We start from the raw sequence: 14917 nt of genomic DNA, 5'->3' as shown, positions 1-14917 counted from the left end.
TTGACTGCATCCAATTCAGGATCCGTCATCGTATGTCGGACGATCACCCGGTGTGGCAAGGTACACCCATGACGTCCCTCGATGGTGTCCTACCGGGCATCGTTGACGCGCACGTGCAGCATTGGAATCCACGCCGCACGCCGTGGGCGGCGACACGCGCATCACGCCTCTCCGGGCTCGTCTCCCGGCTGGGGGACAGGGCCTTTCCGCTGATCGCCTCCCGCGCGGATCGCGAGTTCGTTCTGAATCCGAGGATCGTGGCCCGCCCCTACGAACCGCCCCAGTACGCCACGGACTGCGCGCTCGTGCCGACCGTGTTCGGCGTGCCGGTCGAGTGTGTCGTCCACGTCGAATCCCATTGGCGCAAGGCTCTGCCCGCCGAGGAGCAGATGTCCGCGCACAGCACCGCGGTCGAGGAGACGCGCTACCTTCGGCAGCTGCCGTTCGGGAGAGACGGCGCCCCGCCGCTCGGCGCGATCGTCGCGCACGGTGATCCGCGCGACCCCGATTTCGGCGCGATGCTCGACGAACAGTTCACGGTGTCGTCGAAGGTCCGTGGCGTACGCCTCGTCGCGACCCGGCACCCGGACCCGAAGGTGCGGTCCGGCGGCGACCGCGACAACATCCTGTCGTCGTCGCGGTTCCTCGACGGCTTCGCCGAGCTCGCCGGCCGGGATCTCGTCTTCGAGGCCGCGGTCTACTCGCATCAGCTCTACGATGTCGTCGTCCTGGCCCGCGAGTATCCGGACACGACGATCGTCCTCGACCACTTCGGGATGCCCGCCGGGGTGTTCGGGCCGATCGGCACGCGCACCGGGGCGACGGCCGCGGCGCGCGCCGACATCTACCGGTTGTGGCGCGAGCGGATGACCACCCTGGCCTCGTATCGCAATGTGGTGGTGAAACTCTCGGGACTCGCGATGCCGATCCTGGGGTACGGGCACGAGCGGTGGGGCAACATCGGCGGGCAGTCGACGCTGGGGGAGATGATCGGCCCGTTCGTCGACCACGTCGTCACCCATTTCGGTTCGGACCGCATCATGTTCGGCTCGAACTTCCCGATCGACCGTCCCAATGCGGCGATCGACGTCCTCGTCGGCGCCCTCGTGGATCGGGTGTCCCAATGGGGCGACGAGGCGTTGCGGCGGATACTTCGCGACACCGCGGTGCGGGTGTACCGCCTCGACGAGCCCGTATCCGAGATCTGAGGTGTCTGCGCGTCCGCCAGGCGGATCTCACGGTTGCCGCAGGCGTCCCCACCAGCGAGACCGAGCGGGCGCCTCGGGCACCGGGACGTCGCGCAGGAGACGGGTGAGGATGTCGACGAGTTCGGTGCAGGTCCGGTAGCGGTCGGCGGGCGACTTCGCGAGGGCCTTCGCGAAGATCGAATCCATCGCCGAGGGCAGCCAGGGGCGTCGGCGGGTGAGTTTCGGCGGGTCGGCGTGGAGGTGGGCGTAGGTGATCGCGAAGGACGTGTGGCGGGGGTAGGGCGGGACACCGGTGAAAAGCTCGACGAGGGTGCAGGCGAAGGCGTAGATGTCGGTGGCCGGCGTCAGCCGCTGCGCCTGGAGCAGTTCGGGCGAGGCGTATCCGATCGATCCCTGTACGCGGCCGTTGCGGGCGAGTGGCCTTGTGTCGTCGAGGAATTGCGCGATTCCGAAGTCCGAGAGCAGTGCGTCGACCGGGGTGTCGTCGTCGGTGTCGGGGCCGACGGGGCGAGACAGGAGGATGTTGCCGGGCTTGACGTCCCGGTGGATGATCTCCTGGCGATGCGCGTGGTCGAGTGCGTCGGCGATCTGGGCCGCCACCCGCAGGATGGCGTCGACGTTCGGTTCGTCGTCGGCGGGCGAGACCAGCGCGGTCGCCGACGGGCCCGGAACATATTGCATCGCCAGCCACAGCGTCGGCCGGTGGGCCGAACCCCGCGGCGTCTCGATCTCGCCGTGCGAGTGCATCGTGACGATGTGGGGGTGGTGTAGGAGAGACGCGATGCCGTACTCGCGCTCGAATCGTTCGCGCACCCGCGCGTGGTCGGATGCGTTCGGGTGCAGCACTTTCAGCGCGACCGGCCCGCTGCCGTCGTCGCGATGGGCACGGAAGACGTCCGCGCTCGCACCCCCGCCGATGAATTCGTCGATGGTGAAGCCGGCCACCCTGTCGCCAACCTCGAACACCCTGACCAGGGTAGAGGGACGAGACACGCGAGGGCGGTCCGCCCAGCCCAGCGCGTCGGGTCGGGCCGAATGAAAGCAATTTGCTGCCCGAGCTCTTCGCGCGTGCGGCGAGAACGTACGGCGAAGCCGAGCCGGGCAGGGTGCACGGACGAATACGCTGAACCCATGAGCGCCGATCCGAGTTCGCTGGCCGCCACCCTTCCCGACGGAATGGTGATCACCGATCCCGACATCCTCGCGGGGTACCGCCAGGACCGTGCCGCCGATCCCGACGCCGGCACGCCGGTGGCGCTGGTGCGTCCCACGTCGACGGCAGAGGTGCAGGAGACCGTCCGCTGGTGCGCGTCCAACCGGGTCCCGATCATCACCCGGGGTGCGGGGACGAGCCTGTCGGGCGGCGCGACCGCGGTCGACGGCGCGATCATGCTCTCCACCGAGAAGATGCGCGACATCGTGATCGACCGGCCCACCCGCACCGCGATCGTCCAGCCGGGAATTCTCAACGCCGAGGTCAAGGCCGCCGCGGCGGCCGCGGGCCTCTGGTACCCGCCGGACCCGTCCTCCTTCGAGATCTGCTCCATCGGCGGCAACGTGGCCACCAACGCCGGCGGGCTGTGTTGTGTGAAGTACGGCGTCACCACCGACTACGTGCTGGGGTTGGAGGTCGTGCTGGCCGACGGGCGCGCGGTCCGCATCGGCGGCCGCCAGCTCAAGGATTCCGCCGGGCTGCCGCTGACGAAGCTCTTCGTCGGCAGCGAGGGGCTCCTCGGCATCATCACCGAGGTGACGCTGCGACTCCTGCCGCCGCAGGACCGGGCGTGCACGGTCGTCGGGATCTTCCCGTCGGTCCACGAGGCGAGCCGGGCGGTGCTCGCGGTCACGGCGCAGATCCGGCCGGCGATGCTCGAATTCATGGACTCGGTGTCCATCAACGCCGTCGAGGACATGCTGCGGATGGGTCTCGACCGTGAGGCCGGCGCCCTGCTGGTCGCCCAGTCGGACGCTCCCGGCGCGGCGGGGGCCGCGGAGGTGGAGCTGATCCGGCGCGCATTCGAGGACTGCGGCGCGGGCGAGGTCTTTGCCACCGACGATCCCGCCGAGGGAGAGGCCTTCACCGCGGCGCGGCGGGCCGCGATCCCGGCCGTGGAGAGACTCGGATCGTTGCTGCTCGAGGACGTCGGGGTCCCGCTTCCCTCGCTACCGGATCTGATCGGGGGCGTCGAGAAGATCGCGGCCGTCAACCGGGTGATGATCTCGGTGATCGCGCACGCCGGCGACGGCAACACCCACCCGCTGATCGTCTTCGATCCCGACGACGCCGACGAGGCGGAGCGGGCGCAGCGCGCGTTCGGCGAGGTCATGGACCTCGCGATCGAACTCGACGGAACCATCACCGGCGAACACGGCGTCGGCCGCCTCAAGAAGGGGTGGCTGCCTGATCAACTCGGGCCCGATGTCATGGAGCTGACGACGCGGATCAAGAACGCACTCGATCCGGACGGCATCCTGAACCCGGGGGTGGTTCTGTAGGTCAGGATGCGATCTCTCCGGCTCGAGTGATCGTGTAGGTGCCGCGCCGGGTCGACTTCGACTCGAAGAGCGCGGCGTCGGCCAGGGCGAAATCGCGCTGGATGCGGGCGGTCGCGGCCTCGTCGATCAGCTGCCCGCCGGGGATCGGGCCGACGGCGACGCCGAGGCTCACGGTGGTCTGGTCGCCGTCGTCGAGTTCGACCGGGCTGCCGCAGATGCGCTCGGCGACGACTCCGGCGGCCAGTTCGTCGAGGTGCACGGCGATCGCGAACTCGTCGCCGCCGAGTCGTGCGATGACGGCGGGCTCGTCCACCGCTTGCTCCAGGATTCCGGCCAGACGCTGGAGAACGAGGTCCCCGGTGGCGTGACCGTGGTCGTCGTTGATGCGCTTGAAGCGGTCGACGTCGACGATGAAGAGGGCGAAATGGCCTGCTGTGCCGTCACGCAGCAGCGTGGTCGTGGCGAGGATGAAGCCGCGCCGGTTGAGCAGGCCGGTCAACGGGTCGGTGTTGGCCATCCGCAGCTGATGCCGCAGCGTCCGTTGCATGTCGGAGGTGTATCCCTGATGCAGCGTCACGGTCGAGTTGACCGCGACCAGGATGGCGAGGGTCGTGGTGAAGGCGATGATCGGCGCGACTCCGTCGAGCCAGATGCCGACGCCCAGGACGCAGGTGACCATGCTGGAGAAGATCATGTGCGCGTACGCGACCGAGGGCTTCACGAAATGCGCGCTATAGGAGCCCACGACCGCGAACAGGACGCAGAAGCACAGCGCGACGCGGGGGTCGGCGGTGGCGAACACGCAGATCGCAGTGCCGACGTCGGCGTAGATCACGAACCACGTGTTGAAGCCGCGGACCTGCGACCTCTTGGTCCACCAGATCTCGCCGAGGTGGATGCGGCTCACCATGACGGCGGCGGGGATGGTGCTGGCCGCCGCGGTGCCGATGATCACCGAGCGGATGACGGAGCCCTGTGCGCTCGCCGGGCTGAAGAGTCCGCAGAAGGCGATGAGGCCGAAGACGAGGACGAGCGCGGCGATGGAGTATCTGATGTGGCTCTCGCGCAGCCTGATCTGCTGCAGGACGTGATGCGTCTCGTCGTAGATGGCGGTTCCACGCGCGATCTCCCTGCGGCCGGCCGATTCTTTCACCTGCTCCACTCCGGAAATCGGTGGGTGCCGGGCCATCCGGGTCCGAGACCATGGCACCGCGCGAGTTGTGGGACAGGCCGAGTGTAGACGAGATCAACGTCAGCACATCGAAGTTGAACAATCGTTGAACGGTCTGGTCGAGGTCCAGGACGAGGTGGTGCGCAACCACCGGAGAAGGCGTCCTGTCGGGGTCCCCCCGTCCCCTCCGCGGGGGGACCCCGACAGGAACCGATCTGCAACTGGTAGCTGATGAACAGTGCCAGGCAAAAGTGAGCCTATTGTCTAAAAGATCAACCTACAATCACATCAATCCGGATAACTGACAGGAGTTGATTGATGAACGTGGGTGTCGACTCCGGGCTGCGGGACATCGACCTTCGGCGTCTGCGCATGTTTGCCGTCGTGATGGAGTCACCGAGCCTCCGAGTCGCCGCCGACGCCCTGTTCATCAGCCAGCAGGCGTTGTCCTCGGCGATCAGGGAACTGGAGCGTCAGCTGGGCGTCGAGCTGTTCTCGCGGTCGCGCCGGAGCCTGACGCCGACGCCCGCCGGCGAGGCCCTCTACCGGGGTGCGGTGCCACTGCTCGCCGGTGGCGAGCAGCTCTTGACGCACGTCAGGCGGGTCGACGCCGGCGCTCCCGCTCCGTTCGTCATCGGGCACGCACCGGACCTCGCCTCGTCGGAGGTGTTCCGCATCATCGAGCCCGTCGTGCTCGCCGACCCGTCGATCCCCATCACGGTGCGTCCGGTCTTCGCCGATGCCATGCGCGAGGAGTTGCTGTCCGGCGCGATCGACCTGGCGCTGGGCCGCGGCGTCGCAGCACCGCCGGACATGGCGACGACCATCGCCACCCAGCACGAGCTGCGACTCGCGGTTCGCGGTGACCACCCGCTGGCCGCGCACGAACGCGTGGACATGGCCGCTCTGGCCGATTACGAGATCGTCGTGTGGGGGCCGGAGCACGAGTACGAGTACACCGACATCCTCGTCGGCCTGTGCCGACGCGCCGGCTTCGAGCCGCGGATCATCCTCTCGACGCTCCTGGGCACACCGCCGCACACCGCGGTGATCGCGCACCCGCAGGCGTGCGCCTTCGTCACCAACGAACCCGGCTGGCTCTACGGCGACACCATCCGGATCGTCGAGTTCACCGACCCGCCGTTCGCGCCGGTCCGCGCGATGTGGCTGCCCAACACCGCCTCGCCGCTGCGCAGGCGGATCCTCGCGGCGGCAGAGGAGGCGCGGTGAGAGGCGGCCGGCGCGACCCGGACTGCGCGACGAACCGACGGCTGGGCGGGCAACTCGCCGGATCGAGGAGGTCGCCGGTCCGACGAGGCGACCGGCGGAACCGCCTTGCTCTCAGTGTCGTTCGAGAATCGCCCCGAGATCGGTGCCGGTCGGCAGCGCGCCGTACTCGAAGCTGCGGTCCGGGCCGAGCCGCGCGGCGATGAAGGCGTCGGCGACCGCGGCCGGGCTGTAGCGCACCAGCAGCGAGGCCTGAAGTGCCAAAGCCATTGCCTCGACGGTGAATCGGGCCTGTCGCTGCGCCCCGGCGGGGTCGAGGCGCGAGAGCTCGCCGAGCTGGTCGCGCACGCGGTCGAGGTGGGTGTCGAGGATTCGGTTGGCCCCGCGGGCCTTGCCGATCTCCGCGTCGAAGGCGGCCACCGATTCCGGTTCGCGGGTCATGGCGCGCAGGACGTCGAGGGCGATGACGTTGCCCGATCCCTCCCAGACGGCCATGACCGGCTGTTCGCGGTAGCGCATCGCGAGCGGGAAGTCCTCGGTGTAGCCGTTGCCGCCGAGGCATTCGAGGGCCTCGTAGGCGTGGTGGGGGCCGCGCTTGCAGATCCAGTACTTGGCAACGGCGGTGGCGAGACGACGGAAGGCCCGCTCCTGGTCGTCGGCGTCCTCGTCGTGGGCGCGCGCCAACCGGATCGCGGTCGTGGTCGCGGCCTCGGATTCCAGTGCGAGATCGGCCAGAACGGCGGTCATCGCCGGCTGGTCGGCCAGCGTCGCGCCGAAGGCGGCGCGGTTGCGGGCGTGCCAGAGCGCCTCGGCGACGGACTGACGCATGCCCGCGGTCGAGCCGAGGACGCAGTCGAGCCGTGTCTGCGCGACCATCTCGATGATGGTGCGCACCCCGCGTCCCGGCTCGCCGACCATGATCGCGACGGTGCCGTCGAGTTCGATCTCGCTCGACGCGTTGGACTTGTTGCCCAGCTTGTTCTTCAGGCGCTGGATGCGGAAGACGTTACGGGTGCCGTCGGGCAGCACCCGGGGGAGCAGGAAGCAGGAGAGCCCTTCGCCCCCGGCGCCCTGTGCCTGGGCGAGTACGAGGAAGGCGTCCGACATCGGTGCCGAACAGAACCACTTGTGTCCGGTCAGGAGGTACTCGGTGCCGGGGCCGCCGGTTCCGGCCGGGACGGCGACGGTGGTGTTGGCGCGCACGTCGGACCCGCCCTGCTTCTCGGTCATCGACATGCCGAAGATGGCCGATTCCTTGTCTGCGCTCAGTTCGGGGGAGTAACTGCGCGACAATGCCTTCGGAACCCACGACGCCGCGACATCGGGCTGCAGCTCCAGGGACGGGATGACCGCGTGGGTCATCGACACCGGGCATCCGTGGCCCGGCTCGATCTGGCCGAACAGCATGAACGCGGCCGCGCGCACGACGTGCGAACCCGGCTGCGGATCGGCCCAGCAGCGCGTGTGCGCTCCGTGCGCGATCGCTGCGGAGATGATCCGGTGGTAGGCGGGGTGATACTCGACCTCGTCGATGCGGTGGCCCCAGCGGTCGAAGGTGTGCAGCACCGGGGTGATGGTGTTGGCCAGATGGGCGTCGTGCTTGAAGGATTCGCTGCCGACGAGTGCGCCGATCTCACGGAGCTCGGCATCGCCCCAGGCGCCGTCGTGACGCCGGACCGCTTCGACCAGCACCGTGTCGAGTTCGTACTCGTTGACGTCGACCCGCGGGGGAGCCTGGTTGAACACGCTGTGCGTGACGTGCGGCTCCGGGTGGATGTGTGTCGCGGACTGGGTCATCGTGCCTCCTGGGGTGCGTATTCGAGTGGCCGATCCAGAACCCGTTCCGGGATCTGCAGATTCGTGAAGATCACCGCGACCGCGTCCTCGAGCCGGTAGCCGAAGTCCGATCCGGTGGCGGCCTTCTGGACCGCGAGGCCGAAGATCGCCGACCAGAACGCCCTGGCCTCGACGTCGATGCCGGCCCGGAGCTCCCAGCCGGTACGGACGAGGGTCGCCATGAGGGCCTGCTCGCCGCGCTCGTGCAGCGTGCGCAGGGTGTCGGTGATGTGCGGGCGCAGGTCGGTCCGGCGGGAGACCAGCAGCATCGCGGTGGTGAACAGTTCGACGTCGCGACCGCACGGACCGAGCAGCGTTCCGACGAGGGTGTTGGTGTACTCGCGAACCGTGGTCGCGTCGGCGGCGGCCTCCTCCGCCCGGCGCCCCGCCCGCAGGATGCCGGCGCAGGCCACCTCGACGAAGAGCTGCTCCTTGGACCCGAAGTAGTAGGTGACCTGGTTGGGAAAGGCGTCGGCGCGCCGGCAGATCTGCGCGACCGATGCCGCCTCGCCGTGCTCGGCGAAGACCTCCGCGGCGGCGCGCAGGAGCGCCTGGCGGGTCGCCTTGCCCGCTTCCCGGCTCGCGCGTCCGGTGGTCGCCATGGAGATCCTGCTCGTCGGGGTCAGTGTTTGTATGGCAAACAATAACGAGGTATGGCGGGCGTCACAAGGTCGCGGTCACGGTGTACGAGCGCGACGACCGCCTGGGCGGCCTGGGCGTCGTCGAGGATGTGGGTGTCGGACGGGCGCTCAGGCCTCGCGATCGGACAGGTCTCGGGCGGAGCGCGTCCACGCCAGATATCCGATCCCGACGCACGCGAACCACACGGCGCCGACGACGAGGGCGACACGTCCGTCCTCGTCGAAGAACAGGAGAACGAACACCAGCGCGAGGAAGGCGAGCGCGAGCCACGTGGTCACCGGGGCGCCGGGGACCCGGTAATCCGAGGCAGGTAGTTCGCCACGGGCGACCTTGCGCCGGAACGCCATCTGGCAGAGCAGGATGGTCGCCCAGATCACGATGATCCCGACCGTGGATACCGCGGTGATGTAGGCGAACGCATGCCTCGGGTCGAGGGCGTTGACCACGACGCCGATCACCATCATCGCGGCGCTCGCGCTGATGCCGAGGGCCGGGACCCGGCGCTTGGAGAGGCGGGTCAGCTGCTTCGGCGCGTCGCCGCTGTGGGCCAGCGACCGGAGCATGCGACCGGTGGAGTAGATGCCGGAGTTGCACGACGACAGCGCGGCGGTGAGCAGGATGAAGTTGACGATGCCGGCCGCGCCCGGGATGCCGATGTAGGAGAACACCGAGACGAACGGGCTCTCGCCCGCGTGGTAGTCCTTCCAGCTGCGCACCGACAGGATCACGGCCATCGCACCGACATAGAAGATGCCGATGCGGAACGGGACCGAGTTGATCGCCTTGCGAAGGGTGACGCGGGGGTTCTCCGCCTCTCCCGCGGTGACGCCGACGAGCTCTACGCCCACGTAGGCGAACATCACGATCTGCAGGCTGAGCAGCGCGTTGCTGAACCCGGTCGCGAAGAACCCGCCGTCGTTCCACAGGTTGGCGACGGACGGGCCGGTCTCCGGGCCGAGTCCCGAGATCGGCAGCAGCACACCGATTCCGATCACGATCATGCCGAGGATCGCGGTGACCTTGATGGTCGAGAACCAGAACTCGGCGCGACCGAACAGCCCGACCGAGATGAGATTGGCCCCGAACAGCACACCGAGCGCGACCAGCGCGGTGACCCAGACGGGGATCGACGGCCACCAGTAGTTCACGTACTTGCCGGCCACCGTGATCTCGGCCATGCAGGTGGTCGTCCACACCGCCCAGTACGTCCAGCCCTGGCTGAAGCCGGCGAACCGGCCGAGGAACTCGTCCGCGTACTCGCTGATGCCGCCGGAGATCGGCCGGTAGATGAGGAGTTCGCCGAGCGCCCGCATGACGACGAAGATCGCCAGGCCCGCAAGTGCGTAGGCCAGGATGAGGGCGGGGCCGGCCTCCTCGATGGCGGCGCCGGAGCCGTAGAAGAGGCCGGTGCCGATCGCGCCGCCGATGGCGATCATCTGGACGGTGCGCGCGGTGAGCCCGCGCTGATAACCCTCGTTCGGCTCGACGCCCGAAGCGTCGCTGTCGTGCTCGATCGACACCTGGAGAACTCCTGATCGCCAGTGCTCATCTGGCCGTGAAAAGGGTAGACCCGTGCGACCCGGCGTGCGCTACGGACCGGATTGCCCGATTCTGGTGCGGTGGCGGCGACGTCGCGGCCGTGGGCGGCGCACCGGGGTGGGTGCTCGGCGCCGGACTCGCCCTCGCGGCCGCGATCGCCGGGTATTGTTCGCAACCGATAACAATCGAGCCGACCACGAGATGGGGTGTTGCCCATGTCCGGTACCGACGATGTCGCACCCTCTGTCGTGCTGGCCGAGTTGGCCCGCGACCTGCACGCCGAGAGCGAGTGCGGGGTCGAGGCGGTGGCCCCGCGGATCGCGCGGGCGGCCACCGACGTCATCGAGGCGGTCGAGTTCGTCGGCGTGACCCTCATGGAGGGGGACGAGGTCCGCTCGACGGTGCGCAGCGACGACGTCGCCGAACAGTTCGATCGTCTCCAGCAGGAGGCCGGCGAGGGCCCGGGGCTGGATGCGGTGCGTGTGGGGCGGATCGTCCACGCTCCGGACCTGACCAGCGACGGTCGCTGGCCCGAACTCGCTGCGCTCGTGGACGAGAAATCCCCGGTCCGGTCCGCGCTCTCGTTCGAGCTCTCCACGCGCAGGCAGGGATTGGGTGCGCTCACGCTGACCTCGACGAGCGTCGACGGATTCAGCGACGCCGACGTCGAGCGCGGGTATGCGCTCGCCGCCCATGCTGCGCTCGCGGTCGACGCGGCCCGCTGCCACGAGCAGTTCCGGAACGCGCTGGCCTCGCGCGACGTGATCGGGCAGGCAAAGGGCGTGATCATGGAGCGCTTCGCGGTCGACGATGGACGCGCTTTCGAACTCCTGCGAGAGTTGTCGCAGTCCACCAACATCCCCGTCGCGGAGATATCGCGGAGGCTCACCGCCGACGTGGGGCAGTCCGCCGACAGCGCCAAGAGCTAGCAGGGCGCGCGGAGTGGACTGTACGGCCACCGATTTCGGTGTCGCACGGCCCGGTGCCCCTGCAGAGGAGCAGGCAGTGAGTGAGTCGGAAGCGGCGAGGGTCCTGGTCATCGGGGCGGTGAATGTCGACCTCGTCGTCGAGTCCGACCGTCTGCCGGGTCCGGGGGAGACGGTCGTCGGATCGGACCTGGTCCGTCACGGCGGCGGCAAGGGGGCCAACGCAGCGGTCGCCGCGGCCCGTGCCGGCGCATCGGTCCGCTTCTGCGGCGCAGTCGGCGACGAGGACATGGGGGCGAGCGCGCTCGACGGTCTGGCCGGCGAAGGCGTCGACACCTCGCACGTCGCGGTGATCGACGGGGTCTCGACCGGTGCGGCGCTGATCGTCGTCGACCGGGACGGCGAGAACCAGATCGCCGTCGCCGCCGGCGCCAACCGCCGGGTCGATCCCGGGCGGTGCCGTGGCGCTGTCGAACACGCCCGATCCTGGGATGCGGGTTGTGTTCTCGTCAGCACGGAGATCCCGGCGGCCGCGGTCTCCGCTGCGCTGGGTGCGGCGCGCGATCAGGGAATCCCGACTGTGCTGAACCCGGCGCCGGTGTCGGCGGGCATCATCGACGTCCTGACGACAGCCGACGTCGTCACCCCGAACTCCGCCGAACTCGGCGGCCTGTACCGAGGTCTCTTCGCACCGGGGACGACGCCGTCGGTGCCGCAGATGGCACACGCCGTCGCCGAACACTGCGGTGTGACGGTCGTGGTCACGCTGGGAGCCGATGGGGCCCTCGTCGCCGATGGGAGGCGGACGACCCCGATCCCCGCGGTCTCGGTCGACCCGGTGGTGGACACCACCGGTGCCGGGGACACGTTCAACGGCGTCCTGGCGGCGTCACTGGCCGCCGGGGACGACATCACGACAGCCGTGCGTCGCGGCGTCGCGGCCGGATCGCTGTCGGTGACGAGGACAGGTGCGAGGACGGGGATGCCCACGGCCGACGCCATCGCCCGGGCGATGCGCGCCGGCTCGGCGTGATGACTAGCGCGACAACGGCTTCGGTCGCTTCATGAAGCGATGGTGCTCGTCGCTGGGGAGGAAGTAGTCGCCGAGACCGCCTGCGCGGAGCAGGGGCCGGGCGGCGGCGGTCCGGTAGGTTCGGTCCTCGCCGAGCAACTCGTTCGATATGTGCACCTTGACGACCTCGCCCAACGTCATCCAGGTGTCGACGGGATCGCCCGCGGCCGAACGCAGTTGAAAGCACTCGGTCACCCGGCACTCGAAGCTGACCGGGCTCTCGGCGACCCGGGGCACGGCCACGATGTCGGAATCCCGCGCCGTCAGGCCGGACAGCTCGAACTCGTCGGCGTCGGCGGGGATCGCGGCGGAGGTGGCGTTCATCTGCTCGCCCAGTTCGTCGGTCGCCAGGTTCCAGACGAATTCTCCGGTCGCCTTCGCGTTGGCGACGGTGTCCTTCCAGCCGACGCTGGAGAAGGCGACGATCGGCGGCACGTAGTTGAAGAGGTTGAAAAAGCTGTAGGGGGCCAGATTCCGCACGCCTTCGGGCGACACCGTCGAGATCCAACCGATCGGACGCGGCGCGATGATCGCGTTCAGCGGGTCGTGTGCCAACCCATGTCCCTCGGACGGGGCGTAGGAGTGGTAGCCGGTCATCGGTGACCTCCCTGGACTGTGTGGGCGGTGGGTCGTGCCCGTCGCGTCGATCAACGTCGGTACCGCAGCACAGTACGGCAGCACGGTACGGTGTCACCGACCTGTCTGCCGCACGAGGACGATGGAGGCCGGTGTGACATTCTCCGCAGCCGGTGGGACCGACACCGATCAGGTGCCGCGTTCACCGGCGAACGTCCGTGACCTCGGCGGGTTGCCGCTCGTCTCGGGCGGGACCACCGCGCACGGCGTCCTGATCCGCTCCGACGCCCCCTATCCCGGCGACGACGCCCCACAGGGCGTCCCCTGGCCGCCGTCCACGGTCCTGGATCTCCGCGACCACACCGAGCCGGGCGCGCAGGCCGTGTCGTGGCCGCCCGAGGTGCGCCTGGTGCACAAGCAGGTGTCGTCGGGTGCCCGGGTGGACCGGATCGCCTCGATGGCGCTCACCGACATCTACACCGCGATGCTCCGGACCGGCGGCGACCGGCTGACCGCCGCGCTCAACGAATTCGACCTCGCCGGAACGACCCTCGTGCACTGCGCCGCGGGCAAGGACCGGACCGGCGTGATCGTGGCGATCGCCCAGATGCTGGCGGGCGTCGCCGAGGACGCGATCATCGCCGACTACCAGCGCACCGAGGAGAACATCGGCGGTGTCTTCGCCCGCCTGCGCGACCGCAAGCGCATTCCGGCCGGCACCACGATCGACGCGCCGATCCTGCGTACCCCGCGCGAGGCCATCGACCTGGTGTTCGACGCGGTCGCGGGGTTCCGGGGCGGGCCGTGGGCATGGTTCGACGCCCATGGCGGCGACGTCGGCCATTTCGAGGCCTGGGTGGCGCGGTTCCGGGCCGGGAGATGAGGGGCCAGACCGCAGAGAACGTTCCGGGTGGCCCGTCGGGCGTCAAGGGGTGGGCGCCCGACGGGCCGTGCGGGAGGACAAGCGCCGGGGTGGCGCGCTTGTCCCGCGGGGTGCATGCCCGACACCATGCCCGGTCAAACACCGACGACGATGAAGTGCCGACGAAACGAGGAGAGATCCACATGTCCGACGACCAGACGCCGCAGTTCCCCGACGATGTCGTGGCCGGGGTCCTCGACCACATGAACACCGACCATGCCGACGACTCGCTCGTCATCGCCAAGGCGCTGGGTGAGCGACCCGACGCCACCGCGGCGGTGATGACCGGTCTCGACCACGAGGCCGCCGTCTTCGACGTGACCGTGCCCGAGGGCGTCGTCGAGATGCGGTTCGCCTGGGACCGTCCGGTGAAGGACCGCAATGACATCCGCATGGCCGTGGTCGCCATGTTCCGCGAGGCGCAGGCGCGCCTGGGAATCACCTCGGAGTAGCCCCGGGCCGGGTGGGGCGGTCCGTAGAGTCGCGGACATGGGACGTCTCACAGGAAAGATCGCGTTCATCACCGGCGTCGCCCGCGGCCAGGGGCGGGCCCACGCCGTCCGCCTGGCCTCCGAGGGAGCGCACATCGTCGGGGTGGACCTGGCCGGACAGCTTCCCGGGGTGCCCTACGACTCGGCGACCGAGGACGATCTCGACGAGACGCAGCGTCTCGTCGAGGCGCAGGGCGCGAAGGCGATCCTCACCCGCTGCGACACCCGGGACCTCGACGGGTTGCGGGCCGCGGCCGACAACGGGGTGGAGGCGTTCGGCGGTCTCGACATCGTGGTCGCCAACGCCGGGATCTGCATCCCGGAGACCTGGGACGAGGTCACGCCGACGAGTTTCCGCGACACCATGGACATCAACGTGACCGGCGTGTGGAACACCGTCACCGCCACGGCCGGTCATCTCATCGAGCGCGGTGGCGGGTCGATCATCCTCACCAGTTCACTGGCCGGAAAGAAGCTGCAGCCCTTCATGGTCCACTACACGACGAGCAAGCACGCGCTCGTCGGGATGTCGCGGGCGTTCGCCGCGGAGCTCGGAAAGCACGACATCCGGGTGAACACCGTCCACCCCGGCGCGGTGATCACCCGGATGGGGTCGGGCGCGATGGTCGCCCGCATCCAGCAGACGAACGAGGCCAATCCCCGTCTCGCCGGCATGGGGATGACGTTCCTGAACCAGTTCGCCGCGGAGGCCGAGGAGGTTGCCGGAGTGGTCGCCTTCCTGGCGTCGGACGAGGCGAAATTCATCACCGCCGAGGAGATCTCCATCGACGGTGGTGCCCAGCACTTCTAG

Annotated in this window: 14 protein-coding genes; 8 read left to right on the top strand and 6 right to left on the bottom strand. The window is 69.2% G+C overall.

The annotated features are described in order from the left end of the window. Window positions 1-68: 68 nt before the first annotated feature. Window positions 69-1208, top strand: coding sequence for an amidohydrolase family protein (locus GP2_RS15635; protein WP_040527231.1), 1140 nt, complete (start codon window positions 69-71; stop codon window positions 1206-1208). A gap of 27 nt (window positions 1209-1235) precedes the next feature. Here GP2_RS15635 and GP2_RS15630 read toward each other — a convergent pair whose 3' ends face one another. Beyond that, window positions 1236-2174 (bottom strand): serine/threonine-protein kinase, encoded by a 939-nt coding sequence (locus tag GP2_RS15630; RefSeq protein WP_040527230.1) that lies wholly within the window; start codon window positions 2172-2174, stop codon window positions 1236-1238. A gap of 165 nt (window positions 2175-2339) precedes the next feature. Between GP2_RS15630 and GP2_RS15625 the strand changes: the two genes are divergently transcribed. Continuing rightward, window positions 2340-3704 (top strand): FAD-binding oxidoreductase, encoded by a 1365-nt coding sequence (locus GP2_RS15625; protein WP_006901501.1) that lies wholly within the window; start codon window positions 2340-2342, stop codon window positions 3702-3704. 1 nt (window position 3705) lies between these two features. Here the strand turns inward: GP2_RS15625 and GP2_RS15620 are convergent, their stop codons facing one another. Continuing rightward, entirely contained in the window at window positions 3706-4857 is a 1152-nt protein-coding gene (locus tag GP2_RS15620) for a GGDEF domain-containing protein (RefSeq protein ID WP_006901500.1), read from the bottom strand. Between the two features lie 336 nt (window positions 4858-5193). Between GP2_RS15620 and GP2_RS15615 the strand changes: the two genes are divergently transcribed. Continuing rightward, the gene (locus GP2_RS15615; RefSeq protein ID WP_006901499.1) at window positions 5194-6105 is read left to right on the top strand and encodes a LysR family transcriptional regulator; all 912 of its coding nucleotides are present in this window, start codon (window positions 5194-5196) and stop codon (window positions 6103-6105) included. A 111-nt stretch (window positions 6106-6216) separates the two neighbouring features. On the opposite strand, the gene GP2_RS15610 is transcribed toward GP2_RS15615, so the two are convergent. The 3 genes from GP2_RS15610 to GP2_RS15600 all read right to left on the bottom strand — a co-directional run bounded on the left by GP2_RS15610 (window position 6217) and on the right by GP2_RS15600 (window position 10100). After that, the gene (locus GP2_RS15610; protein WP_040527227.1) at window positions 6217-7899 is read right to left on the bottom strand and encodes an acyl-CoA dehydrogenase family protein; all 1683 of its coding nucleotides are present in this window, start codon (window positions 7897-7899) and stop codon (window positions 6217-6219) included. Further along, window positions 7896-8540, bottom strand: coding sequence for a TetR/AcrR family transcriptional regulator C-terminal domain-containing protein (locus tag GP2_RS15605; RefSeq protein ID WP_006901497.1), 645 nt, complete (start codon window positions 8538-8540; stop codon window positions 7896-7898). The genes GP2_RS15610 and GP2_RS15605 overlap by 4 nt, the downstream gene beginning before the upstream one ends. Before the next feature lie 147 nt (window positions 8541-8687). Beyond that, complete coding sequence (locus tag GP2_RS15600) at window positions 8688-10100, bottom strand: amino acid permease (protein ID WP_006901496.1); 1413 nt, start codon at window positions 10098-10100, stop codon at window positions 8688-8690. A gap of 234 nt (window positions 10101-10334) precedes the next feature. Here GP2_RS15600 and GP2_RS15595 point away from each other — a divergent pair, with 234 nt between their 5' ends. Beyond that, entirely contained in the window at window positions 10335-11048 is a 714-nt protein-coding gene (locus GP2_RS15595) for a GAF and ANTAR domain-containing protein (RefSeq protein WP_006901495.1), read from the top strand. 76 nt (window positions 11049-11124) lie between these two features. Further along, entirely contained in the window at window positions 11125-12078 is a 954-nt protein-coding gene (locus GP2_RS15590; RefSeq protein WP_040527238.1) for a ribokinase, read from the top strand. A gap of 3 nt (window positions 12079-12081) precedes the next feature. Here GP2_RS15590 and GP2_RS15585 read toward each other — a convergent pair whose 3' ends face one another. Next, the gene (locus GP2_RS15585; protein ID WP_006901493.1) at window positions 12082-12714 is read right to left on the bottom strand and encodes a flavin reductase family protein; all 633 of its coding nucleotides are present in this window, start codon (window positions 12712-12714) and stop codon (window positions 12082-12084) included. A 121-nt stretch (window positions 12715-12835) separates the two neighbouring features. On the opposite strand from GP2_RS15585, the gene GP2_RS15580 reads away from it, so the two are divergent. From GP2_RS15580 to GP2_RS15570, 3 genes are all read left to right on the top strand, one after another. Further along, on the top strand, window positions 12836-13576 hold the full coding sequence (locus GP2_RS15580) for a tyrosine-protein phosphatase (RefSeq protein WP_006901492.1): 741 nt from the start codon (window positions 12836-12838) through the stop codon (window positions 13574-13576). Between the two features lie 182 nt (window positions 13577-13758). Next, on the top strand, window positions 13759-14067 hold the full coding sequence (locus GP2_RS15575) for a DUF2470 domain-containing protein (protein ID WP_006901491.1): 309 nt from the start codon (window positions 13759-13761) through the stop codon (window positions 14065-14067). 37 nt (window positions 14068-14104) lie between these two features. Further along, the gene (locus GP2_RS15570) at window positions 14105-14917 is read left to right on the top strand and encodes a mycofactocin-coupled SDR family oxidoreductase (RefSeq protein ID WP_006901490.1); all 813 of its coding nucleotides are present in this window, start codon (window positions 14105-14107) and stop codon (window positions 14915-14917) included.

The organism is Gordonia paraffinivorans NBRC 108238 (genome assembly GCF_000344155.1).
Classification (GTDB): Bacteria; Actinomycetota; Actinomycetes; order Mycobacteriales; family Mycobacteriaceae; genus Gordonia; species Gordonia paraffinivorans.
Note: the sequence above shows the minus strand (reverse complement) of the source record. Positions and strands in the feature narration are given on the sequence as shown.